The 23597-nt window shown below is 59.2% G+C and carries 23 protein-coding genes and 3 tRNA genes; 9 read left to right on the top strand and 17 right to left on the bottom strand.

What is annotated here, in order from left to right; translation table 11 throughout:
- Window positions 1-2: 2 nt before the first annotated feature.
- Window positions 3-461, bottom strand: coding sequence for a GspH/FimT family pseudopilin (locus P3C18_RS04515; protein ID WP_275960669.1), 459 nt, complete (start codon window positions 459-461; stop codon window positions 3-5).
- 99 nt (window positions 462-560) lie between these two features.
- Window positions 561-1076, bottom strand: coding sequence for a GspH/FimT family pseudopilin (locus P3C18_RS04520; RefSeq protein WP_275961581.1), 516 nt, complete (start codon window positions 1074-1076; stop codon window positions 561-563).
- A 57-nt stretch (window positions 1077-1133) separates the two neighbouring features.
- Here P3C18_RS04520 and thiO point away from each other — a divergent pair, with 57 nt between their 5' ends.
- Entirely contained in the window at window positions 1134-2252 is a 1119-nt protein-coding gene (thiO, locus tag P3C18_RS04525) for a glycine oxidase ThiO (protein ID WP_275960671.1), read from the top strand.
- A gap of 53 nt (window positions 2253-2305) precedes the next feature.
- On the opposite strand, the gene P3C18_RS04530 is transcribed toward thiO, so the two are convergent.
- The 4 genes from P3C18_RS04530 to P3C18_RS04545 form a co-directional block, all read right to left on the bottom strand.
- Window positions 2306-3643 (bottom strand): sigma-54 dependent transcriptional regulator, encoded by a 1338-nt coding sequence (locus P3C18_RS04530; protein WP_275960672.1) that lies wholly within the window; start codon window positions 3641-3643, stop codon window positions 2306-2308.
- 2 nt (window positions 3644-3645) lie between these two features.
- On the bottom strand, window positions 3646-5235 hold the full coding sequence (locus tag P3C18_RS04535) for an ATP-binding protein (protein ID WP_275960673.1): 1590 nt from the start codon (window positions 5233-5235) through the stop codon (window positions 3646-3648).
- The gene (locus tag P3C18_RS04540; protein WP_275960674.1) at window positions 5225-5470 is read right to left on the bottom strand and encodes a PP0621 family protein; all 246 of its coding nucleotides are present in this window, start codon (window positions 5468-5470) and stop codon (window positions 5225-5227) included. The genes P3C18_RS04535 and P3C18_RS04540 overlap by 11 nt, the downstream gene beginning before the upstream one ends.
- Window positions 5471-5681: 211 nt before the next feature.
- A complete protein-coding gene (locus P3C18_RS04545) occupies window positions 5682-6665 on the bottom strand; it encodes an outer membrane protein assembly factor BamD (protein WP_275960675.1) in 984 nt (327 codons plus the stop codon).
- 147 nt (window positions 6666-6812) lie between these two features.
- Between P3C18_RS04545 and rluD the strand changes: the two genes are divergently transcribed.
- The 3 genes from rluD to clpB all read left to right on the top strand — a co-directional run bounded on the left by rluD (window position 6813) and on the right by clpB (window position 11288).
- Complete coding sequence (rluD, locus tag P3C18_RS04550; protein ID WP_160085539.1) at window positions 6813-7787, top strand: 23S rRNA pseudouridine(1911/1915/1917) synthase RluD; 975 nt, start codon at window positions 6813-6815, stop codon at window positions 7785-7787.
- Window positions 7788-7833: 46 nt separating this feature from the next.
- On the top strand, window positions 7834-8559 hold the full coding sequence (gene pgeF / locus P3C18_RS04555) for a peptidoglycan editing factor PgeF (RefSeq protein ID WP_275960676.1): 726 nt from the start codon (window positions 7834-7836) through the stop codon (window positions 8557-8559).
- Between the two features lie 164 nt (window positions 8560-8723).
- Window positions 8724-11288 (top strand): ATP-dependent chaperone ClpB, encoded by a 2565-nt coding sequence (gene clpB / locus P3C18_RS04560; RefSeq protein WP_275960677.1) that lies wholly within the window; start codon window positions 8724-8726, stop codon window positions 11286-11288.
- Window positions 11289-11375: 87 nt separating this feature from the next.
- Here clpB and P3C18_RS04565 read toward each other — a convergent pair whose 3' ends face one another.
- Both P3C18_RS04565 and P3C18_RS04570 read right to left on the bottom strand, forming a co-directional pair.
- Entirely contained in the window at window positions 11376-11711 is a 336-nt protein-coding gene (locus P3C18_RS04565) for a PilZ domain-containing protein (protein WP_275960678.1), read from the bottom strand.
- 9 nt (window positions 11712-11720) lie between these two features.
- Window positions 11721-14063, bottom strand: coding sequence for a DUF1631 domain-containing protein (locus P3C18_RS04570; protein ID WP_275960679.1), 2343 nt, complete (start codon window positions 14061-14063; stop codon window positions 11721-11723).
- A gap of 212 nt (window positions 14064-14275) precedes the next feature.
- Between P3C18_RS04570 and P3C18_RS04575 the strand changes: the two genes are divergently transcribed.
- The 3 genes from P3C18_RS04575 (at window position 14276) to P3C18_RS04585 (ending at window position 14518) form a co-directional block, all read left to right on the top strand.
- Window positions 14276-14351, top strand: a tRNA-Asn gene (locus tag P3C18_RS04575).
- 9 nt (window positions 14352-14360) lie between these two features.
- A tRNA-Pro gene (locus tag P3C18_RS04580) sits at window positions 14361-14437 on the top strand.
- 5 nt (window positions 14438-14442) lie between these two features.
- Window positions 14443-14518 (top strand) — tRNA-Lys (locus P3C18_RS04585).
- A gap of 167 nt (window positions 14519-14685) precedes the next feature.
- Here the strand turns inward: P3C18_RS04585 and P3C18_RS04590 are convergent.
- The 4 genes from P3C18_RS04590 to P3C18_RS04605 all read right to left on the bottom strand — a co-directional run bounded on the left by P3C18_RS04590 (window position 14686) and on the right by P3C18_RS04605 (window position 17427).
- The gene (locus P3C18_RS04590) at window positions 14686-15987 is read right to left on the bottom strand and encodes an NAD(P)/FAD-dependent oxidoreductase (RefSeq protein WP_275960680.1); all 1302 of its coding nucleotides are present in this window, start codon (window positions 15985-15987) and stop codon (window positions 14686-14688) included.
- Between the two features lie 63 nt (window positions 15988-16050).
- Entirely contained in the window at window positions 16051-16224 is a 174-nt protein-coding gene (locus P3C18_RS04595) for a DUF3094 family protein (protein WP_275960681.1), read from the bottom strand.
- Window positions 16225-16306: 82 nt separating this feature from the next.
- On the bottom strand, window positions 16307-16801 hold the full coding sequence (locus P3C18_RS04600) for an MOSC domain-containing protein (RefSeq protein WP_275960682.1): 495 nt from the start codon (window positions 16799-16801) through the stop codon (window positions 16307-16309).
- Entirely contained in the window at window positions 16798-17427 is a 630-nt protein-coding gene (locus tag P3C18_RS04605) for a DUF1780 domain-containing protein (protein WP_275960683.1), read from the bottom strand. Before P3C18_RS04605 ends, P3C18_RS04600 begins: the two co-directional genes overlap by 4 nt.
- Before the next feature lie 133 nt (window positions 17428-17560).
- Here P3C18_RS04605 and P3C18_RS04610 point away from each other — a divergent pair, with 133 nt between their 5' ends.
- Both P3C18_RS04610 and P3C18_RS04615 read left to right on the top strand, forming a co-directional pair.
- The gene (locus P3C18_RS04610) at window positions 17561-18250 is read left to right on the top strand and encodes an energy-coupling factor ABC transporter permease (RefSeq protein ID WP_275960684.1); all 690 of its coding nucleotides are present in this window, start codon (window positions 17561-17563) and stop codon (window positions 18248-18250) included.
- A gap of 104 nt (window positions 18251-18354) precedes the next feature.
- The gene (locus P3C18_RS04615; RefSeq protein ID WP_275960685.1) at window positions 18355-18570 is read left to right on the top strand and encodes a hypothetical protein; all 216 of its coding nucleotides are present in this window, start codon (window positions 18355-18357) and stop codon (window positions 18568-18570) included.
- 127 nt (window positions 18571-18697) lie between these two features.
- On the opposite strand, the gene yacG is transcribed toward P3C18_RS04615, so the two are convergent.
- From yacG to pilB, 5 genes are all read right to left on the bottom strand, one after another.
- Window positions 18698-18898, bottom strand: coding sequence for a DNA gyrase inhibitor YacG (yacG, locus tag P3C18_RS04620; protein ID WP_275960686.1), 201 nt, complete (start codon window positions 18896-18898; stop codon window positions 18698-18700).
- Complete coding sequence (coaE, locus tag P3C18_RS04625) at window positions 18895-19509, bottom strand: dephospho-CoA kinase (RefSeq protein WP_275960687.1); 615 nt, start codon at window positions 19507-19509, stop codon at window positions 18895-18897. The genes yacG and coaE overlap by 4 nt, the downstream gene beginning before the upstream one ends.
- A 155-nt stretch (window positions 19510-19664) precedes the next feature.
- The gene (locus tag P3C18_RS04630; protein ID WP_275960688.1) at window positions 19665-20534 is read right to left on the bottom strand and encodes an A24 family peptidase; all 870 of its coding nucleotides are present in this window, start codon (window positions 20532-20534) and stop codon (window positions 19665-19667) included.
- A gap of 2 nt (window positions 20535-20536) precedes the next feature.
- Entirely contained in the window at window positions 20537-21757 is a 1221-nt protein-coding gene (locus P3C18_RS04635; RefSeq protein WP_275960689.1) for a type II secretion system F family protein, read from the bottom strand.
- 3 nt (window positions 21758-21760) lie between these two features.
- Window positions 21761-23464 (bottom strand): type IV-A pilus assembly ATPase PilB, encoded by a 1704-nt coding sequence (pilB, locus tag P3C18_RS04640; protein WP_275960690.1) that lies wholly within the window; start codon window positions 23462-23464, stop codon window positions 21761-21763.
- Window positions 23465-23597: the final 133 nt, after the last annotated feature.

Below are 23597 nucleotides of genomic sequence, written 5' to 3' on the forward strand. Positions count from 1 at the left end.
TATCAGTGGATCTTTGCGTGGCCGATTATGTTGACCGAGATGGTCTTGCCGCCTGTCACGCTGATGCTGCTAGCGGTGGTGGTGCCATCGTTCTTGAAGGTGATGGCATTGCCGCTGATGGTTACGTCGGGGGCTGCGGGGATGCTACGTAGCAGGGTAGTGTCGTCCAGCACCACGCCGCCGGTGCTCCAGTCGCTGCCGCTGCAGGTATTGCCGTCGGCACTGGCGCATACTTTCACCTTGTTGCTGCGGCGGATGACCGCTTCGCTTCGGGCGAATTGCAGTGCTCCGAGCAGGTTGTTGGTTGCCGAGGTCTTGCGGCCCGCATCAATGCTGCTCTGGTAGTTGGGGATGGCAATTGCAGCGATGATCGCGATGATGGCGATGACGACCATGAGCTCTATCAAGGTGAAGCCTTGGTTTCGCGCATGCTGCAAGTATTTCGTCCGGTGGGTGGACATAGGGGGTGGCCCGTGGATTGAGATAGATTGAATCCTAGGGTGGGTGCTTTCCAGTTACCATCCGAAACGGATGAGCGTAGCAAAACCGCGATGAGCGACTTAGTTGCAGGTGGCCTTTGTCGTTGGCGACTGGTAGCGAACGCGTCCGGCCAGATTGATGACGATCTGTCGTTGAGGTTGCCCGGCCTTACACAGCGTTAGAGTGCCATTGGCTGCGCGAGAGGTTCCATCGGCCTCGAGAATTACGTGAGGGAGTTTGCGAAAGCTTGCCCAGTGCCAGTTGTAGTCGTCTGGCAAGGTTTCTTCGCGCAGTACCAGTTCATCTGGTTCGAGCCTGCCATTGGCATTGACGTCATGGAAGATAATCAGGCGTTTTGCCCAAGTAGGTGAACCGGTGCAGTCGGCTTGCCCGGCGCAGAGGCTAGTGTTCAGGCCGCTGAATACTGCGGCGCTACGGGTGTAGCCAAGCGTGCCGAGCATCTGGTTTAGTGCCTGAGTTTTACGTTGCCCTTCAAGTAACTGCTTGAGGGCTGGAATGGTAATGCTGGCTGTGATGGAGAGGATTGATAGAGTGATCAGCAGTTCGGCCAGACTGTAGCCGCATAGTTTTTTCATCACTTCGGGCATCCTTGCTGAAGTTGAGGCATCAGAATTATAGGATGGGTTTTCGATATGCAAGCCAAATTTGCGCACAATGCCGTGGTGGTAGGGGGGGGCGCGCTTGGCCTCCTCAGTGCTCTGGCTCTGGCCTGTGCTGGTGTGGGTGTGATCTTGCTGGAGAGCCAAGTAGTAGGGGCGGAGTCCTCCTGGGCCGGCGGTGGGATCGTTTCGCCGCTTTACCCCTGGCGTTACAGTCCCGCGGTAACCGCTTTGGCGCATTGGTCGCAGGATTTTTATCCGCGGCTAGGTGAGCAGTTGCTGGCGCAGACGCAGATCGACCCGGAGGTGTATGTCACTGGGTTGTATTGGCTTGATCTTGATGACGAGGCTGAGGCGCTTGCCTGGGCGCAGCGTGAGCGGCGGCCGCTGCAGTCTCTGGATGTCGCGACGGTAGAGCATGCGGTCCCGGCGTTGGCTAAGGGCTTTGGGCGGGCGGTGCAAATGGCGGATGTGGCGAATGTGCGTAACCCGCGTTTGGTCAAGGCGCTACGGGCCGCGTTGCAGCAGATGCCGAATGTCACCTTGCATGAGCGCTGCGCGGTGCGTGGGTTTATTCGCGAGGGTGGGCGTATTACGGGTGTGCACACCGCACAGGGTGATATGTATGCCGATCAGGTGGTGCTGGCTGCCGGTGCCTGGAGTGGCGAGCTGATGAAGACCCTTGGCATCGAGTTGCCGGTGGTGCCGGTGAAGGGGCAGATGATTCTGTACAAATGTGCTGAAGACTTTCTCCCTGCCATCGTGCTGGCCAGGGGGCGTTATGCGATTCCGCGGCGTGACGGGCATGTTCTGATTGGCAGCACCCTTGAGCATGCGGGGTTCGACAAAACGCCAACTGACGAGGCGCTGGCCAGCTTGAAGGCTTCCGCAATCGAGTTGTTGCCGGCGTTGGCAGATGCCGAGGTGGTGGGGCATTGGGCGGGGTTGCGGCCTGGTTCGCCTGAGGGCATTCCGTTTATTGGGTCGGTGCCGGGACATGATGGTTTATGGTTGAACTGCGGGCATTACCGCAATGGACTGGTGCTGGCGCCTGCGTCGTGCCAGTTGCTGGCTGATCTGATGCTGGGGCGTGAGCCGATTGTTGATCCTGCCCCCTATGCGCCGGCTGGGCGGTTGGCTTCGGCGGGTTGAGCGTTTCTCGGGGAGGGCTAGCAGCTAAAGCCCCCCCATAACTGGTGCTCGCTTTAGTCGATACCGAGCTTCTTTAGTCGATAGCGCATTGAGCGAAAGCTCAGGCCCAGGCGTTGCGCGGCGGCGGTGCGGTTCCAGCGGGTCTCTTCCAGGGCTTGCATGATCAGTTTGCGTTCGATGGCTTCCAGGTAATCTTCCAGATTATCGATCTGCGCGAGGTTGGCTTCTCCGTTCTCACTGATAGGCACACTGTCGGCCAGGCGCAGGTCGCTGGTGGTAATACGGTCGTCTTCGCACAGGGTGTAGGCGCGTTCGAGCATGTTCTCCAGTTCGCGCACATTGCCTGGGAAGCGGTAGCTCTTGAGCTTCTCCAGCGCGTCATCATCCAGTTTGGCCGGGCTGAGGCCGGTGCCGTCGGCTAGGCGCTTGAGCATGATGTCGGCCAGCAGGGCGATATCTTCGCGGCGCTCGCGTAGGGCGGGCACGCGCAGTTCGATCACGTTGAGGCGGTAGTACAAATCCTGGCGGAAGCGTCCGGCAGCGACTTCGCCGGCCAGATCCTTGTGGGTGGCGCAGAGAATGCGCACATCGACAATCAGCTCCTGCTGGCCGCCCACTGCACGCACGGCCTTTTCCTGAATTGCGCGCAGCAGTTTGACCTGCATCGGCAGCGGCAGATCGGCGACCTCATCGAGGAACAGCGTGCCGCCGTTGGCGGCTTGGAACAGCCCTTGTTTGTCTTCGATGGCGCCGGTAAAGCTGCCTTTCTTGTGGCCGAAGAACTCGCTTTCCATCAGTTCGGTGGGGATGGCGCCGCAGTTGACCGGGATAAAGGGTTGCTCGCCGCGTGAGCCTTGCTCGTGGATCAGCCGGGCGACCAATTCTTTGCCGCTGCCGGATTCACCGCTGATATACACCGGTGCTTGGCTGCGCGCCAGTTTGAGAATCTGTTTACGCATGGCCTTCATCGGCGGCGAGTCGCCAAGTAGACGGCTGTCCACTGGCAGTTCTTCACCATCGGCGCTGCGCAGGCGCAAGGCGGCGGCAACCAGTTCGCGAAGGCGGCCGAGATCCACCGGCTTGGTCAGAAAGTCGAACGCGCCGGCTTTCAACGCGTTGATTGCGGTGTCCAGGCTGCCGTAGGCGGTGATCATCGCCACTGGCACTTGCGGGTGACGCAGCAGAATATGTTGCACCAGCTCCAGGCCGGTACCGTCAGGCAGGCGCATATCAGTCAGGCACAGGTCGAAGGGTTCTTTGGCCAGCCACTCGCGGGCTTCCTTGACGTTGCGCGCGCTGCGGGTGTCGAGCTTCATGCGCCCCAGGGTGATTTCCAGGAGTTCGCGAATATCGGGTTCGTCATCGACGATCAGGGCTCTCTGGCGGGTCATGGTCAGCTCAGTTTGCGCGGGTGGGCGAAGGTGATACGCAGGCAGCTGCCGCCACCTTCACGAAGTTTATAGTCGAGGCGGGCCTGATTGCTTTCGCACAGCTCGCGGGAAATATACAGGCCTAGGCCAGTGCCTTTGTTTTCCGTGGTGTAGAACGGCTCGAACAGGTGGTGCAGCTGTTCTTCGGTAACGCCGGGGCCATCGTCCAGTACCTCGAGTACCGGCAACTCGCTCTCCGGGTCGCGAAACAGTTTCAGCCAGACTTGCCCGTGTTTGTTCTTTTGCGCGCTATAGCGCAGGCCGTTCTCTACTAGGTTGCTCAGCACCTGAGTGAGCTGGTGCGGGTCCATCCGGGTTTGGATGCTGCCGCTGCTGGTTTCCAGGTGCAGGGTCTGACCTGGGGCGGCGCTGCTGCGAAACTCGCTGGCGAAGCGGTGCAGCCAGTACTTCAGATCCAGTAGTTGCGGCTCGGCTTGGCGCCGCCGTGACAGTTGCAGGACGTTCTCGATCACCAGGTTCATCCGCCGCGAGTGGTCCTGGATGATCTGTGCCAGGCGCAGATCGGGGCCTTCCAGCTCTTCTGACTCTTGCAGCAGCTGGGCGGCGTGACTGATTGCCCCCAGTGGGTTGCGAATCTCGTGGGCGATACCGGCAGTCAGGCGGCCCAGTGAGGCGAGCTTGAGCTGTTGCGCCTGCTGGGCGATCTGCGAGATGTCATCGAGGAAAATCAGCGTGTGTTTGTGCTCGCCGCGTTGCAGGGCAATAAAGCTCGGCTGCAGCACCCGGCCATCAGGCGCCGCTTGCAGGCTGGCTGGGCGCAAGCTGGGGTTGTGCGACCATTGCTGCATGCGCTTGATCAGCTCTGGGCAGTGTGGGTCGAGAATCTTGCCGGTCAGGTCGGCATGCCCCAGCAGGTGGTTGGCGCCCTGGTTGGCCAGTAATACGCGGTGCAGTTCATCCAGCACCAGAATGCCGGTGCGCATGCGCTGCAGGATCAGGGCGTTCAATGCTTCCAGGTTGGCCACGTCGGCAGCGCGCTGCTCGGCCAGGCTTTCGCTGACTTGCAGGCGGCGGGTCAGAGCTTGAACGAAAAGTGCAGCGGCGAAGCAAAGCGCGCCAAGCGCGCCGACTTGCACATATTGGGCGGCTGCCGCTGGGCGGCTAAGGCTGAGGTAGAAGGTCAGGTAGATCATGCCTGTTGCTGCGACTGCGGCAATCAGCAGGCCGATACGCCCACGCAACAGGATATTGGCGATCGCCACGGCAACAATCAGCAGGTTACCGATGCCGCTGGGCGTGCCGCCGGCGGCATAGAACAGGCCTGACAGCAGAATTACATCGACCAACGCCAAGCTGAAGACTTGCGCCAGGCCCTTGGGGCTGCGCACGGTGGCGATAATTAGGACGTTAAGCGCCAGATACAGCCAGCTGCCATTGCGAAACAGCGTTGGGTGCATCATGTCCAGCAGTTCGCTGTCCAGATTGCTGGATACCAGCAGCGCCAGGGTGATGCCGATCACCAGGCGGTACAGGTGATAGAGCCGCAGGATTCGCCTGCTTTGCTCTCCGCTCAGGGAGAAATCAGCGCTCACCGGATTGTGGGCCTTGCTCTAGATGCGCCTGGCTGCAGAACCACTGTTCGCCCTTTGCCAGCGCGTGATCGCGCGTGACATGGGTGCCGCAATGTTCGCAGCGCACCATTGGGGTAGGGGCTGCGCTGGTGTTGTGGTCTTCTGGGCGAGGGGCTGTTGGCCGAGTAAAGCGCCGCCACAGCCAGAACGCGGCCGCAATGACGGCAATCCAGAACAGTAAGCGGAACAGGCCCATGGCGCTCTCTTTCTATCGGTAAGCGGGCAGTTTAGCTAACCCGTCTGTGTGCGCCCAGCGTTGAAGTCGTGCGCTGAGTATTGTTTCCCGCCGCTTTGCGCGATAAGCCGCGTTTGGTGGTGACGGCGGGCTTACCTGCCGTTCAGCTTCGGCCATCTGGTCAATAAAAAGGGAGGCCTTAGGCCTCCCTTTTTCACTGCGTTTTGCCGGCTTAGTCAAACAGGCCAAAGGTCAGGTAACTGAACCAGGAACGGCTTGCTTTTTCTTCACTGGTACCGGCCTTGAGGTCGTCCGGGATCTGCTCTTCGGCATCTTCGTACTGGCGAATCACATCCTGGCTGGCGCGGGTTTCGCCGGGTGGCAGCGGGGTGTCGGTTTCGATCAGGCCCAGGGTGGCCTTGGCCAGCCAGGAGCGGCTGTCGGCTTCTTCTTCGCGCGGAACGAACTGGCCGTCGACCAGGCTTGGGTGATCCGGGTAGTTGAGTTTGAGGGTTTCCAGGCTGGTGGCTGCCAGGTCATCCAGGGTCAGGCGTTGGTAGGCTTCGGTCATCACGGCAAGGCCATCGCCGACTGCAGGGGTTTCCTGGAAGTTTTCCACCACGTAACGGCCGCGGTTGGCCGCTGCCACGTAGGCGTTGCGGGTCAGGTAGTAGTGCGCCACGTGGATCTCGTAGGCCGCCAGCAGGTTGCGCAGGTAGATCATGCGCTGCTTGGCATCTGGCGCGTAGCGACTGGTGGGGTAGCGGCTGGTGAGCTGGGCAAACTCGTTGTAGGAGTCGCGAGCGGCACCTGGGTCGCGTTTGGTCATGTCCAGCGGGACAAAGCGGGCAATCAGGCCGCGGTCCTGATCGAACGAGGCCAAGCCCTTGAGGTAGTAGGCGTAATCAACGTTGGCGTGCTGCGGGTGCAGGCGGATAAAACGGTCGGCTGCGGATTTGGCAGCTTCCGGCTCAACGTTCTTGTAGTAGGCGTAGATCAGTTCCAGCTGTGCTTGTTCGGCATAACGGCCGAATGGATAACGCGACTCCAGGGCCTTGAGCTTGGCGACGGCGCTGGTATAGCTACTATTGTCCAGGTCGGCTTGTGCCTGCTGGTAGAGTTCGGTCTCGCTCAGATTTTCGTCGACCACCTGCTTCGATGAGCAGGCGGCAGTGAGGGCGAGGATTGCGATCAGCAGCAGGTGTTTCACTTGCATGGCGGCTTGCGTCCCTGTGACGGCGGCTGTCTTGAGCAAAGCCGTCCTGTTATGATGAGCGCCCCCGGTACCCCTGGGGCAAAGACGCCGTATTTAACCACAAGCGTGTAGCCGAAACCAAAAGCTATGCCCCCTCTGTTGCCGAGCATGTCCTCTATTAATAAGCAGATCATTGAACTGAACGCCGAGGTGCCCTATGAAATGGGCGGTCAACGCCTCGATCAAGTCGCCGCACTCCTGTTCGCCGAGCACTCGCGTTCGCGTCTGTCTGCCTGGATCAAAGAGGGTCTGCTGACCGTCGATGGTGAGGTGTTGCGTCCGCGCGACATCGTCCACGGTGGTGCACTGTTGGCGTTGAACGCCGAGCAGGAAGCCCAGGGCGAATGGATCGCCCAGGACATCGCGCTAAACATCGTCTATGAAGACGAGCAGATTCTGGTGATCGACAAGCCGGCCGGCCTGGTCGTGCATCCGGCCGCCGGGCATGCCGATGGCACCTTGCTCAACGCCTTGCTGCACCACGTGCCGGACATTATCAATGTGCCGCGCGCCGGCATTGTTCATCGCCTGGACAAGGACACCACCGGCCTGATGGTGGTGGCCAAGACCATCGAAGCGCAGACCCGCCTGGTCGACCAACTGCAGAAGCGCTCGGTCAGCCGTATCTACGAGTGCATCGTGATTGGCGTGATCACCTCGGGCGGCAAGATCAACGCGCCGATTGGCCGCAGCTCTTCGCAGCGTCAGCGCATGGCGGTGAGCGATGGCGGCAAGCCGGCGGTCAGCCACTACCGGGTGCTGGAGCGCTATCGCTCGCATACCCATGCGCGGGTCAAGCTGGAAACTGGTCGCACCCACCAGATTCGCGTACACATGAGTCATATTGGCTATCCGCTGGTGGGCGACCCAGTCTACGGCGGACGCTTCCGTATTCCGCCGGCGGCCAACCCGAGCATGGTGCAAACGCTCAAGGAGTTCCCGCGTCAGGCTTTGCATGCGCGTTTCCTAGAGCTGGACCATCCGATTACCGGTGAGCGGATGAAATGGCAGTCGCCATTGCCGGATGACTTTGTCTGGTTGCTGACGCTGCTGCGCCAGGACCGTGAGGCCTTTATTGGCTAGAACGTTGGTTAACCCAGTGCTGGGCAACAGGGAGCAGGGTGACAGGATGCACGACTGGCTGACGCCGCAATGGCCCGCACCGGCAAGAGTAAAAACCAGCGTCACCACCCGCAGTGGTGGTGTCAGCGTGGCGCCGTTCGACAGTTGCAACCTGGGCGAGCATGTTGGTGATGAGCCAAAGGCCGTGCTGAAAAACCGTCAGCGGTTGGTCAGCCTGCTCGGCTGCAAGCCGGCCTGGTTGCAGCAGGTGCATGGTGTTGCGGTGGTTGAGGCCAATCCTGCGCGGGTGCTCGAAGCTGACGCCAGTTGGACCAGCAAACCTGGCATTGCCTGTACGGTAATGACCGCCGACTGCCTGCCCGTGCTGTTCTGTGACCGTGCCGGCAGCCGTGTTGCGGCAGCCCATGCCGGCTGGCGCGGGCTGGCTGCAGGGGTGCTGGAAGCCACTCTGGATCAATTGGCGGTGCCGGCAGATCAGGTGCTGGTCTGGCTGGGGCCGGCAATTGGGCCGCAGGCCTTCGAAGTGGGGGCGGAAGTGCGTGAAGCCTTTGTCGCTCAGCATGCGCAGGCCGCTGCGGCATTCCAGTCGAGTGTCAATCCAGGCAAATTTATCGCCGATATTTACCAGTTGGCGCGCATCCGTCTGGCTGCCCATGGTGTCGAGGCGGTGTACGGCGGCGATTTCTGCACCTTCAACGACCCGCGTTTCTTCTCCTACCGCCGCTCGGCGCAAACCGGTCGCTTTGCCAGTCTGATCTGGCTGGGCAACTGATCCCCACGTGCCGCCTCTGCGGCACTGTTGCGGTAAATGACCCAGGTCAACGCCGCTCGGCTTGAAACCCGCACAATCGGCCTCATCTACTCTTCATCCGCAGGCTTTCTGTTTGGGCGCGATTCAGTGTGCCGGCCTGCCATCACCACGAGGGTTGATTGTTTATGCGTATTGATCGTTTAACCAGCAAGTTGCAACTCGCGCTCTCCGATGCGCAGTCCCTGGCCGTGGGTCTTGACCATGCGGCCATTGAACCGCTGCACCTGATGCAGGCCTTGCTTGAACAGCAAGGCGGCTCGATCAAACCGCTGCTGATGCAGGTCGGTTTTGATGTCAACAGCCTGCGCCTGGCCCTGGGCAAGGAGCTGGATCAGCTGGGCAAAATCCAGAACCCATCCGGCGACGTCAACTTGTCGCAGGATCTGGCGCGCCTGCTCAATCAGGCTGATCGCCTGTCGCAGCAGAAGGGCGACCAATTTATCTCCAGTGAGCTGGTGCTGCTGGCCGCGATGGATGAGAACACCAAGCTGGGCAAGCTGCTGCTGGGGCAGGGCGTCAGCCGCAAGGCACTGGAAAACGCCGTGACAAACCTGCGCGGCGGCGATGCGGTCAATGATCCGAACGTCGAGGAAAACCGCCAGGCGTTGGACAAGTACACCGTCGACCTGACCAAGCGCGCCGAGGAAGGCAAGCTCGACCCGGTAATTGGTCGTGACGACGAAATTCGCCGCACCATCCAGGTGTTGCAGCGCCGTACCAAGAACAATCCGGTGCTGATCGGCGAGCCGGGCGTGGGCAAAACGGCGATTGCCGAAGGCCTGGCCCAGCGCATCGTCAACGGTGAAGTACCGGATGGCTTGAAAGACAAGCGTTTGTTGTCGCTGGATATGGGCGCGCTGATTGCGGGTGCCAAGTTCCGCGGCGAGTTCGAGGAGCGACTGAAGGCCGTGCTCAATGAACTAAGCAAGCAGGAAGGGCGAATCATCCTGTTTATCGACGAGCTGCACACCATGGTCGGCGCCGGCAAGGGCGAAGGCTCGATGGATGCCGGCAATATGCTCAAGCCATCCCTGGCGCGCGGTGAGCTGCATTGCGTCGGCGCGACCACGCTCAACGAGTACCGCCAGTACATCGAAAAAGATGCCGCGCTGGAGCGGCGCTTCCAGAAAGTACTGGTGGATGAGCCGAGCGAAGAAGACACCATCGCCATCCTCCGTGGCCTGAAAGAGCGTTATGAGGTGCACCACAAGGTGGCCATCACCGATGGCGCGATCATCGCCGCGGCCAAGCTGTCGCACCGCTATATCACCGACCGTCAGTTGCCGGACAAGGCCATTGACCTGATCGACGAAGCGGCCAGCCGCATCCGTATGGAGATCGATTCCAAGCCCGAAGTGCTCGACCGTCTGGAGCGCCGGCTGATTCAACTCAAGGTTGAAGCTCAGGCGCTGAAGAAGGAAGACGACGAGGCGGCGATCAAGCGCCTGGCCAAGCTCAACGAAGACATTGCCCGCCTGGAGCGTGAATACGCCGACCTGGAAGATATCTGGAAGTCGGAAAAGGCCGAGGTACAAGGCTCCGCGCAGATCCAGCAGAAAATCGAGCAAGCTCGGCAGGAGCTTGAGGCGGCGCGGCGCAAGGGCGACCTCAACCGCATGGCCGAGCTGCAGTACGGGATCATTCCTGATCTGGAGCGCAGCCTGCAGATGGTCGATCAGCACGGCAAGAGCGAAAACCAGTTGCTGCGCAGCAAGGTCACCGAGGAAGAAATCGCCGAAGTGGTGTCGAAGTGGACCGGTATACCGGTGAGCAAGATGCTCGAAGGCGAGCGCGACAAGTTGTTGAAAATGGAAGGCCTACTGCATCAGCGGGTGATCGGGCAGAACGAGGCTGTAGTTGCGGTGGCCAATGCGGTGCGGCGTTCCCGCGCCGGCTTGTCTGACCCAAATCGGCCGAGCGGGTCGTTCCTTTTCCTCGGGCCGACCGGTGTCGGCAAGACCGAGCTGTGCAAGGCGCTGGCCGAGTTTCTCTTCGATACCGAAGAGGCGTTGGTGCGTATCGATATGTCCGAGTTTATGGAGAAGCACTCCGTTGCACGGCTGATCGGTGCACCGCCGGGCTATGTCGGTTACGAGGAGGGCGGTTATCTGACCGAGGCCGTACGCCGTAAGCCCTATTCGGTGATCCTGCTGGATGAGGTGGAGAAGGCTCACCCGGATGTGTTCAACGTGTTGTTGCAGGTGCTTGAAGATGGCCGTTTGACCGACAGCCATGGCCGTACCGTGGACTTCAAAAACACCGTGATCGTGATGACCTCCAACCTCGGCTCCACGCAGATTCAAGAGCTGGTCGGGGACCGCGAGGCGCAGCGTGCGGCGGTGATGGATGCGGTGGGCACGCACTTCCGTCCGGAATTTATCAACCGGATTGATGAGGTGGTGATCTTTGAGCCGCTGGCTCGCGAGCAGATTGCCGGTATTGCGCAAATCCAGCTGGGCCGTTTGCGTCAGCGGTTGGCTGAGCGTGAGCTAAGCCTGGAGTTGTCTGATGAGGCCTTGGACAAGCTGATCGCCGTCGGCTATGATCCGGTCTACGGCGCGCGCCCGCTCAAGCGTGCCGTGCAGCGCTGGATCGAAAACCCCTTGGCGCAGCTGATTCTGGCCGGCAAGTTTGCCCCAGGCACTAGCGTGGCGGGCAAGGTCGAGGGCGATGAGATCGTCTTCGGCTAAGCGCTGCAGGTAGCATTAAGACTGCCAAATAAAAAAAACACCCCGGTTCAGTTTGCGCTGACCGGGGTGTTTTTTTATGGGGCCGAATTACAGGTGTTTAAGCAGAATTTCCAGCGCTGCTGCCTGATCTTCGGCCAGATCAATAATGTGAAAGCCGGCCCAGCAGTGCTGGCCGTCGGCGCCGGGTCGGCTCCATAGGCAGTCGGCCCCCAGGGTGATTTCACACACGCCTTCAACCTCCTGTTCGCTGACCAGGCGGCACTCCACCAGCTCGTCGGCGGTCAGCGGGGTATCGCTGAACAGCATAAAGCCATCGGCGGACAGGTCGACCACGCGGCCCAGGCGCTGCCCGGTGTGCAAGTCGAAGACTTCCAGCTGCACGTCGGCGTTATGCCGGCTGTGCAAGCGACGTTCGTCATCCATAGGAGTTCCTTATTCTTGGGTCTCAGCCGTGCGCCCGGTAAAACGCTGGAGCACGCGGTAAATGGCGGTAAGGGCGCGGTCCACCAGCGGTGCACCTCGTTCAGGGGTGACGATGCGCGCCAGCCCTTGTTCCATTTCTGTGGCCAGCTGGGTGAGTGGCTTGATTGCCACGCGCTGGCCGCTCTGGTCGACAAACATATAGTTGCGGGTTGTCGGGCTGAACCAGGACAGCTTGAGCGTGCGCACCTGTTCGCCATTGACGAACTCGAACCAGGTGCCGAACTCGATATGGCCCAGCTCCTTGGCCAGCGCCTGGGCGCGGGCCGAGAGTGTTGATTCGCGCGGTGCCAGGGTCGCCAGTGCAGCATCTTCGCCAAGCATGGCGCCCAGCGGACTCTCGGGCAGGGTTGGCTTGAGCTGGGCGGCCACCTGTGGCTGTTTGGCCTGTACGGCGTGCTGGCAGGCCACCAGGTCCTGCAGCAGGCGGCGAATGCCATCCTCGTGGTAGCCACCGAGCAGTTCCAGACCTTTGCGCAGATCTTCGAGCAGCGGCACGCGCAGTTTTTGCAGGCGTTCCCGACCGGCTTCGTCGAGCAGCGTACCGCTCCAGGCCAGCTGCTCGGCCGCTTCACAGGCGCGCTGCCATTCCGGGCTCTGTTCGCCGTTGCGCAGCAGCACAAATACCAGTACGTCGGCCCAGGTCAGTTCGAGGAAGTTGCGGATGATGGTCGGTGGCTGACGGTTATTCAGGCTGTTGGCGATCACTTCGACCGCGTGCTGGCGCGCACCGAGCAGTTTGTCGCGACCTTTGGCGGCTTCCACCGCGCGGCGTTCGCGCAGCTCGACTTTGTGCCTGAGGGTGGCAACGAATTCGTTGAACTCCTCTAGCAGGCCGTCAAACAGTTGCAGGTCACCGAAGAAGTCATGGATAACTCGCTCAACCACCCACTGCATCTTGGCCAGTAAACCGCGCTCATCGCCTTCGCCGCCATACAGCACGCCAGCCTGGGCCATGGCGTTGAGCAGGCGGCGGGCCGGGTGGTGATGTTGGGTGAACAGCGCTTTGTCCTGCAGCGCCACTTTCAGGTAGGGCGTGTGCAGGTGGGACAGAGTGGTCTTGCAGCTGTCCGGCAGGTTGTCGTCGTCGAGGATAAAGTCGAACAGCATGCCGACCAGGTCGATCACGTCGGCTTCCTGATCGGAAACCTTCTGCTGGCCAGGCAGTTCGCTGTGGGCCTCCAGCTGTTGCTGCAAATCGGCCTTGAGACCTTCTACCTGCTGCGGGCGACTCAGGCGCTGTGACAGGTCGTTGGCCGATTGCTGCTGCATGCGGTTGAGCGCATCCAGCAGGGCTGAGGCGCTGTAGGTGCTGGTCGCCTCGCGCGGGGTAAAGCTGGCAATGCTGCGGGTGCCGCCAAGTAGCGGGGCGTCAATGTCGCGCTGGCGGTGTTCGCCCAGCAGGGCCGCCAGGCTGCCCAGTAACTCCTGCGGGTCACTCGGCGGCGGGCCGCTCAAGTCTGCACTGGCGGCGTTATAGGGCTGTCCTGGTGGCTGCGTAACGGTTGCAGCGCCGCTGGTGCGGTTCTCGGTCGTTTGTTCAGCCTGCGCGGCGGGTGTGGTCTTGGGGCGTGCCGGCGGATTGTTGCGCTGCGCGGTGTACTTCAGGTTAGGCAGTACACCGGCATCAATCAGGCGCTGATTCAGCGCGGCATAGATGCTGTCCAGGCTCTGCATAACGTGAGTATCAAACAACGTATAAAGGATGACCTTTATACGCAGCGGAAACGGGCAGGGCGTCAGGGCATCGCGAAAGGCCTGGGCAATCATCTGCGGGCCGAAGGGGTTGATGTCCTCGCCGAGCTTCTGGCCGTTGTTCAGCAGCGCCAGACGTTGCTCCAGAGCAAACAGCGGTTGCGCGCAGCGTGCTTTGACCCGGCTGACCATATTGGTGACTTGCAGGCTTTCTTCATAATCCTCGTTCTGCACCAGGGCCATGTGCTCGGCGTCCAGTTCACTGGCGCTGGGTGGCGGTTTGAGCTTGCCTTCGAGGAAGTCGGAGAAGTTCTGCGCGATCTGCTGGTGGTAGCTGCGTTCTATCTGCGGGCGCTGCCTGCGGATCTCGCGCATGTTGTCGAAGAACAGGGTTTGTACCTGATTGTTCTCGGCTTTTTCGGCGCACTCAAACAGGGTGTCGTCGACTTGGGCGAAGACTCCAGTCAGGTGTTCGGCCAGACGGTTCATCACCAGTTTTCGACAACTTTGCACCAGGTCGCCGAAGCGCGGCTGGATACCCCGGCTGGCAAGGGTCTGCGTTGAGCCGGGTGGATTTGGCGGTATGCCCTGGTTACTCATGGACTTTCCTGGCTGGAGCCTTACGGCTGGTGCGTCCTGCAATGAATACAGACATAGGGAAGATATAGCAGCCGCTCACGCAGCTGCAAATCATTGTACTAAAAGCAATTTAAGGGGTTGACAGGCGCGCGCGGAAACGTAAAATGGCGCGCCTCAGACACGGGAAACGATTTAACAACCGGCTCCGGTTTCTGAGAAAGGAAGCAAGTAGTTCCGCGATAGCTCAGTCGGTAGAGCAAATGACTGTTAATCATTGGGTCCCAGGTTCGAGTCCTGGTCGCGGAGCCAATCTTTCATCGGGGTATAGCGCAGTCCGGTAGCGCGCCTGCTTTGGGAGCAGGATGTCGGGAGTTCGAATCCCCCTACCCCGACCATTTTTGGGTCGTTAGCTCAGTTGGTAGAGCAGTTGGCTTTTAACCAATTGGTCGTAGGTTCGAATCCCACACGACCCACCATTTCAAGCATGCTTGAATGATAAAAAACCCGCCTAGTGCGGGTTTTTTATTGCCTGCGATTTATGGCGGTAACCTTTCTGGCGCATTAAATAAATGTAGGAGCGGGCCATGGCCGCGATCATTACTTCGCGGGCATGGCCCGCTCCTACGGTTTTTGCTGGGTCAACTTAGTGCAGCTTAAGGCGCGGCTCGGTGCTGCGGCCGATGCGGTCGCCGAGCATCATCAATAGCGTGCGGGTTACGCCATACAGGGCGATCTGATGCATGCGGTAGAGCGACACGTAGAACATCCTGGCCAGCCAGCCTTCGAGCATAACGCTGCCGGTCAGGTTGCCCATCAGGTTGCCGACCGCCGAGAAAGTCGACAGCGAGATCAGTGAGCCGTAATCACGGTAGCGGTATTCCGGCAGCGCCTTGCCTTCGATGCGCAGCTTCAGCGATTTGGCCAGTAATGAGGCTTGCTGGTGCGCCGCTTGTGCGCGCGGCGGTACGTTGCGGCCCTCGCTGCCGGGTTGCGGGCAGGCGGCGCAGTCGCCGAAGGCGAAGATGTTGTCGTCCAGGGTGGTTTGCAGCGTCAGGCGCACTTGCAGCTGGTTGATGCGATTGCTTTCCAGGCCGTCCAACTCTTTAAGGAAATCAGGTGCGCGAATCCCCGCTGCCCAGACTTTCAGGGTGGCCGGAATAACCTGGCCTTGCGCGGTATGCAGCGCTTCGCGAGTGACCTGGCTGACGGCGGCGCCGGTGAGGACAGTTACGCCGAGCTTCTCCAGGGTTTTATGTACCGGCTGGCTGATGCGCTCTGGCAAGGCCGGCAATACGCGCGGGCCGGCTTCGATCAGGGTGATGCGCATGTTTTCCGGGCTGATCCGGTCCAGGCCGTAGGCCGCCAGTTCGCGGGCGGCATGGTGCAGTTCGGCGGCCAGTTCCACACCCGTGGCGCCGGCGCCGACGATGGCGATGTTGATCAGTTCGGTGGCTGCGCTCTGGCTGGCATGGGCGCGCAGGTAATGGCTGAGCAGTTGGTGGTGGAAGCGCTCGGCCTGCTCGCGGGTGTCGAGAAACAGGCAGTGTTCGGCGGCGCCGGCAGTGCCGAAATCATTGGTGGTGCTGCCCACGGCGATAACCAGGCTGTCATAGCTCAGCTCGCGTGCAGGCATCAGTACCTGGCCGTGGTCGTCCAGGGTGGCGGCCAGGCTGATGCGTTTCTCCGCGCGATTGAGGTCGCACATCCGCCCCAGTTGGAACTCGAAGTGATTCCACTTGGCCTGCGCCACGTAGTTCAGTTCGTCGCCTGAGGAGTTCAGCGAGCCGGCCGCCACTTCGTGCAGCAGTGGTTTCCAGATGTGGGTCAGGTTGGCGTCGACCAGGGTGATCTTGGCCTGGCCGCGTTTACCCAGGGCTCTACCCAGGCGGGTAGCAAGCTCCAGTCCGCCGGCGCCGCCGCCGACAATTACGATTTGATGAGTCATCAGACACGCTCACAAGGCTTTTAAGAAAAACTGGTGAGTCGCTGTGGGCGAGCGCTAAGCAGCTCATAGCACCAATCGACTCAGAAGACGGCTCAGCACACCCAGGCCAATCGTGATCAGCACAATGATCAGCAGCAGCCGCCAAACCTTGAATGGCTGGCGCTCGACCTGATGCTGAGGAGCGCTGAGGTATTGCTCAACACGTTTTTGATCATCAGGGTTCAGGCGACTGGACATACGTGCCTCGAATTAAGGGGCCGGTAGGCAATTGACCGAGGTCGATTGCCGGCTGAAGTGGTGGGCATTCTAGCCGCGCGGCTTATAAAGGCTCAACGCGCAGGGCGTCATTCAGGCGAATAATCCCCCCTTGTAGCACGCGGGCGGTAATTCCGCCGTGGCCGCGCATGGCCTGAAAGGTGCCAAGCCCCAGGCGCTCTTCCAGCTTGGCGCAGGGTTGGCACCAGCCGGTGGTTTCCAGAATCGCCTGGCCGAGGCGGAAGCGCCGGCCCTTGAGGCTGAACAGGTTGATGCCGCTGATGGCGATATTGCGCCGCAGTTCAGGCGCGCTGATTGGCTGTTCGGCGGAGCGGCCCATCAAGGCGCTGATCACCGCCAGGTGTTCCCATTGAATCAGGGTGACCTGCCGGGCATTGCGCGGCCCAGGCCTGCTGTGGTCGCCGGTGAGGCCGGCTTCGCGGCGCGCCTCGACGGCATCTAGCTCGATCATCGTCGCCCGTGAAGCGGGGCGTACGCCAATCCAGCGCACGCAGCCTTGTTGCGGCACGGCCGCGAGCAATTCGTGTAAAGGACTCACAGGCTGATGCCCACATCGAAAAGTACGGAGCGGCCGAGGTTGTGGCGCAGAAAGTCTGGTGCATCCGGGTGGGCGAACAGCACGCGGGCAAAGGTCGGGCCGACCAGTGACAGCGAGCGCCAGCCCTGACGGAGGAACTCGGTCGGCGGCGGGAAGTGGCTATTGAAGTCAGGCACGGCGCGTTTGAGGTTGACGTAGGCGAGCAGATCCAGCTCACCCAGGTCGAGGCCGCGCTCTTTATAGTTGTGGGCTTTCTTGCGCAGGGTGGGCGTCAGCCGCTGTTGCAGCTCGGCAGCGGCAATGCACCGTGGTTTGGCTTCGCGGCGCACCAGTTGGCTGAGGGAAAACGCGCTGCGCCGCCGCTCCAGTTCGGCGCGCCATTCATCATTCAGGCGGCGGCCCTCGTCGAGGACGAAAAACACTTCAAAGCTCGCCTCGCGGAACAACACGTCAGGCGGTTCATGACCGGCGGCGCTGAACTCATCCAGGCGGTGGCTGACGTTCAGCGCCTGCAGCAGGCGCTGGCACACCCAGCGCTCACGCTCCCACTTACGCGCGTTGGAGAGAAAAGCGTTGGCTTGTTCGGCCTGGTGCGTCAACAGACGCAGGTAATCTGAGTCATCCATGGGCTCAGCTTAGCCTGCGCGGTTGGGTTGTTGGTACCCCTCTGCGACGGTTGTTGCGGGCTTTTCATGTGTTGCTGGGCACGGCAGTTGTAGACTGCGCAAGTCGGTCACTATGGCTTGGGGGTTGTTCTGCATGATTGCCGCAAGCGTGCTGTCTTCCACTAGTCAGATCCTGGGCTGGCTGATCTATCTGCCGCTGTTGTGCTGGGCGATCTGGCGTGCGCCCTGGGTTGAGTTGTGCAGTGATTTACGCCGCCAGCATCTGCTCGGCGGCACAGCGCTGGCGCTGTTTGTACTGTGGTTGGTGCGCAGGGACTTCGATTCGGGCCTGTCCTATCACTTTATTGGCATGACGGCGGTCACCTTGCTGCTGGATTGGCCCCTGGCCATGCTGGTTGGGCTGATTGCTCAGCTGGGTTTGCTGGCGCTGGGTAAACAGGACTTGGCCGCGCTGGGCGTTAACGGCGTGCTGCTGGTGGTGATTCCCGTGTGGGTGACCGAGGCCTGTGCGCTGTGGGTCGAGAAAAAACAGCCACGTAATTTGTTCGTCTACATCTTCTGCAGCGGCTTCTTCGCTGCGGCGCTGGCGGCATTGTTGTGTATCACCGTCGCTTTCACTTTGCTCTGGATAGATGGACTGTTCCCGATGCCGCCGTGGCTGGAGGATTTTATCGGCTATCTCTGGTTGGTGATTTTTCCTGAGGCCTTTATCAACGGCATGCTGGTGACGGCGCTGGTGGTGTTCTATCCGGATTGGCTGGAGACCTTCAATCGCACGCGCTATCTGGCTGCGCCCTGGAAGGATGACGATCTGCCGCGCTGATGGCGCACTCTTCAGCGCATCGATTGCGTTGCATGGCTTGATCCAGATCAAATCGCGCGAACGGCCATGCGCGATCTTGCACCTATCAACTGAGAGGGCGTGATATGGGCGTGCATCAATGGGCAAGGCAGGCAATCGAGCAGAGTTTGCAGGGTGTCGAGGCGCAGGGCTTTGATCAGGCCATGGCGCTGCGGGCACTGCTCAGCGCAGTGGTCGAGCGTAGCCGGGCGGCGCGCAGCGCGGCGGACCTGGCCGCAGAGCTGCAGTTTCTTGCCGATAATCTGGATGACGAGCGCGATTACAGCTTTATGCGGCCGTGATGGCCTGGTACCGGGGCACAGAATAATCTGCTGTTTCCCGTGGGGGCTTTATCCGCGATTGGGTAGCAGTTTCTCGGCAATCGCGGCTAAAGCCCCGCACAGCTGGCCTATTTGCTTCAGCAGTCTTTTAATGCTCGCGCGGCGGTAGCTCGCCAGAGAACAGGTCATCTTCCAGCGGGTTGCCGGCAATCGCGTGCTCTTCCGAGGCCCAGGCACCGAGGTCGATCAGCTTGCAGCGTTCGGAACAGAAGGGTCGATTCGGGCTTTGCGGGCCCCACTCGACGGGTGCGTTGCAGGTAGGGCAGGCGACTAGGGTTGGCGTACTCATGCTTGGCCTCCTCGTAGGCTCAGGTAAAAGGTGTGGAGTCGCTCCACTTCGGCTTGCAACCACTGCAGATCTTGATCATTAAGCAGTACGTCATGGGCGTGGCGTAGGCGCTCTTCACGGCTAGCCTGGGCCTTGAGAATCGCTTGCACCTGTTCGCTGGAGCTCTGATCGCGGGCCATGGTGCGCTGCATTTGCAGCTGCTCGGGGGCGTCCACCACCAGTATGCGCTGGGTCAACTTGTGCTGGCCTGACTCAACCAGCAAGGGCGAAACCAGAATGGCATAGGGTGATTCTGCGCGTGCCAGGTACTGGATAATTTCCTGGCCGATCAGTGGATGCAGCAGGGCTTCTAGCCAGCGCCGCTCATTGGCATCAGCAAAAATCCGGTTGCGCAATGCTGCGCGATCCAGCTGGCCGTCGGCCTGCAACACATCGTTGCCGAAGTGCTCGGCGATCTTGGCCAGCGCCGGCTTGCCAGGCTCAACCACCCAGCGCGCTGCGTGGTCAGCGTCAACCAGATGCACGCCCAGGTCGATAAAGTGATGGGCCACAGCACTCTTGCCGCTGCCAATGCCGCCGGTTAGGCCAAGAATCCAGGGTTTTTTCGTCAAGGTGCGCGCTCGTGTCAGACATCCAAGGGCGCGATTGTAGTGCAGCTGCTTTGCTGCTGGCGAACGATAGGGATATGCCCGCGAAGTGCAGGGGCTTCCGAGATGTTGCTGGCGGGGTACCGTAGCCCGGATGCAGTCCGGGCTACGGCGCTTTATCAGAAACCGGCGATCTGCAGATAACCGGAGGTGATTTGCTCACCCCAGAGCAAGGCAATCCAGCCGGCAATCGCCAGATAAGGGCCGAAAGGTATGGGTGTGCTGGTTTCAGCATTACGCAAGCGCAGCATGATCAAACCCAGTACTGCGCCAACCAGCGACGACAGCAATATCGTCAGCGGCAATACTTGCCAACCACCCCAGGCACCGAGCATCGCCAGCAGCTTGAAGTCGCCATAACCCATGCCTTCCTTGCCAGTTACCAGTTTGAACAGCCAATACACCGACCACAGGCTCAGATAGCCAGCAATCGCTCCCAAGAGAGCATCTTCCAAGCTGGTAAACAAACCAAAGTTATTGGCAATCAAACCGAGCCACAACAGCGGCAGCACCAGCGAGTCTGGCAGCAGCTGATGATCAACATCGATCAGGCTCATCGCCAGCAGACCCCAGGTTAACAGCAGCATCGCGCCAGCCTGCCAAGTAAAGCCGAAGTGCCAAGCGATAAAGGCCGACAGCAAGCCGCAGGCCAGTTCAACCAGCGGGTAGCGCATGCTGATAGGTGCTTTACAGCTTGAGCACTTGCCACGCAGAAACAGATAGCTGATAAGCGGAATGTTTTCCCAAGGTTTTATTTCATGGGAGCAGTGCGGGCAGCTTGAATTGGGCAATACCAAATTGAATGTTGCTGCATGGGTCTCGGCGGGCAGTTCCAATATCTCGCGAGCCTGTTCACGCCACTCACGTTGCATCATTTTTGGCAGGCGATAAATAATTACGTTAATGAAACTGCCTATCAACAGTCCGATGAGGGTGGTGGAAATGATAAGTGCAAGTGTATTGTTTGCTAGGATATAAATGGCTTGCATGTTTATCCAATAACTCCACCAAGCTGGAATATTGGCAGGTACATGGCGATAATTAGACCGCCGATTAGTACACCCAGAACCGACATGATAATGGGCTCCATGAGGCTGGTTAGGCCATCCACGGCGTTATCAACTTCAGCCTCATAATAGCTTGCGACTTTATCGAGCATCATGTCCAGTGCGCCGGATTCTTCGCCAATGGCTGTCATCTGTATCGCCATTGAGGGGAAGACTCCCGTCGTTCGCATTGAGAAATTCAACTGCATGCCTGAGCTAACATCTTGCTTAATTTTGTTAACCGCAGTCCGGAATACCACATTGCCCGTTGCGCCTGCTACGGAGTCAAGCGCTTCAACCAGCGGCACACCTGCCGCAAAGGTGGTAGCTAGAGTGCGGGCATAGCGAGCTACTGATGACTTGTAAATAATGTCGCCGACTATTGGTGCCTTTAACGCTGTGCGGTCAATCCAATTTCGGAATTTTTCTGAACGTTTTTTTAATTCGCTTAGTGCAAAGCCAGCAGCAAGTGCGCCTATTAAAAATACGAACCACCACTTTTGCAAGCCGTTGGATATGCCGACCACAAAAAGCGTAAATGCTGGAAGTTCTGCACCAAATCCAGAGAAAACGCTTTCAAACTGAGGTACAACCTTTATTAACAAAATGGCAGAGACTATAAGTGCGACTAGAACTACTGCTATAGGGTAGTTCATGGCTTTTTTGATTTTTGCTTTTAGGGCTTCGGTTTTTTCTTTATAGGTGGCTACGCGATCAAGTAGGTCCTCTAGAGCTCCCGCTTGCTCGCCGGCATCGACAAGGTTGCAGAATAGATCGTCGAAATATAAAGGTTGAGTGCGTAGCGCTGATGCAAAACTATTACCTGCAGCGACATGCTGTTTGATGTCATCAATCAGCTTGCGCATATTGGGGTTGTCGACGCCCTCGGCAATGATCTCAAACGACTGCAGTAGCGGAACGCCCGCTTTCATCATGGTCGCCATCTGGCGGGCAAACAGTGCGATATGCATCGGTTTTATTTTTTTGCCCGCACTGAAAAGTGAGGCAGATTTTTTGCGTACTTTTGTCGGGTTGATCCCTTGCTTGCGCAGCTGTGCTTTTACCAGCGCAGGATTCTGGCCGTCGATCTCGCCCTTGGTTTTTGCACCTTGCTTATTGGTGCCTTCCCACGCGAATGTGCTGGTTTTTAGTGCTTTAACGGCCATCAGTTAGTCCTTCGTCACGCGGTTCACTTCTGCGAGGCTAGTAACGCCCTGCATGGCCTTCAGCAGTGCTGAGGTCCGTAGGTCATTAAAGCCGTCTTTGCGCATCTGGATAGAGATATCAATAGAGTTGCCTTCCTCCATGATAATCCGTTGCAAGGCAGGCGTGTTTTTAACCACTTCATAAATACCGACACGGCCTTTGTAGCCACCATTGCAATTTTCGCAGCCGGCAGGCTCATAGATTTTGAATGTGCCTATCTTGTCCTCTGGAAAGCCTTCTTCAAGCAGTGCTTCGCGAGGGATTTTCATTTCTTTTTTGCAGTGACTGCACAGCTTGCGCGCCAAGCGTTGGGCGATGATCAGGTTGACGGAGGTTGCAATATTGAAAGAGGGCACGCCCATGTTGCGCAAGCGGGTCAGGGTTTCTGCGGCGCTATTGGTGTGCAGGGTCGACATCACCATATGGCCCGTTTGCGCCGCTTTGATGGCAATGGAAGCAGTATCTAGGTCGCGGATTTCGCCGACCATGATGATGTCAGGGTCCTGGCGTAGGAAAGATTTAAGTGCGGCAGTAAAATCCATACCTTGTTTGGGATTAACGTTGACTTGGTTAATGCCTTCCAGGTTGATTTCTACCGGGTCTTCAGCCGTGGAAATGTTTACGTCCACTGTGTTGAGGATATTGAGGCCGGTGTAGAGAGATACTGTCTTGCCCGAGCCGGTAGGGCCTGTGACCAGAATCATGCCCTGGGGTTGTTTGAGGGCCGTCATATACAGGTCTTTTTGCGACTCCTCATAGCCCAGGGCATCGATGCCCATTTGTGCGCTGGCCGAGTCGAGAATTCGCATCACAATCTTCTCGCCCCAAAGGGTGGGGCAGGTGCTCACGCGAAAATCAATCGATTTGCTTTTGGAGATGCGCATCTTGATACGTCCGTCCTGCGGGCGCCGCCGTTCGGAGATATCCAGGCCCGCCATTACTTTTAGGCGCGCAGATATGCGTGGGGAAAGCTGAATGGGGGGGCGAGCAATCTCCTGCAGGATGCCATCAGTGCGGAAGCGTACGCGGTAGGTCTTTTCGTAAGGCTCGAAGTGCAGGTCGGAAGCACCGCCCTTGATTGCGTCGAGCAGCATCTTGTTAACGAAGCGAACCACGGGGGCATCATCGGCCGAATTGCCATCGCCTTTTTCTTGAGCGTCATCATTGACTGCTTCAACATCCAGGCCGTCGAGGTCGATATCGCCCAGGTCTTCCATGCCGCTTGTGCCAGCGTCAAAGAATTTCTCGATGGCGTCGCCCAGCTTGTCATCTTCAACCAGGATGGCTTCCGTGTTCATCCCGGTGCTGAACTGAATGTCGGTGACAGCTTGATGGTTGGTGGGGTCAGATACTGCGATAAACAGCTTATTGCCGCGTCGCCACAAAGGCAGTATGCGGTGTTGGCGCACCAGCTTCTCGGTCACTAGTGCTTTGGGTTGGCTTTCCTTATCGATCACATTTAAATCGATAAAGGAAACGCCGAACTGCTCGCTTGCCAGTTCCGCCAGCACGCGACTTTTGACGAGTTTGTTTTGCACCAGGTAGGTGACCAGGGACAGCTTGTTGCGCTGGGCTTGTGCCTGGGCTTGCTGGGCGGTTTTTTCATCAAGCAGTTCCGCCAGTACCATCTGCCGGGCCAGGCCGGTAAGGGACACGCTATCGTTCATTGCAGGCTCCATAACAATGCCTGCGTTATAGCCTAGTTGCTTATGGCTGCCAAATGGCGGGAGCTTCAGTGACAAAAAATGGCAGTTAGTGCCTTGTCTGTGCTTGTGTGGGGCTGTCGCAGGCTTATGCGGC

Source organism: Pseudomonas sp. 1928-m (assembly GCF_029269135.1).
Lineage (GTDB): Bacteria > Pseudomonadota > Gammaproteobacteria > Pseudomonadales > Pseudomonadaceae > Aquipseudomonas.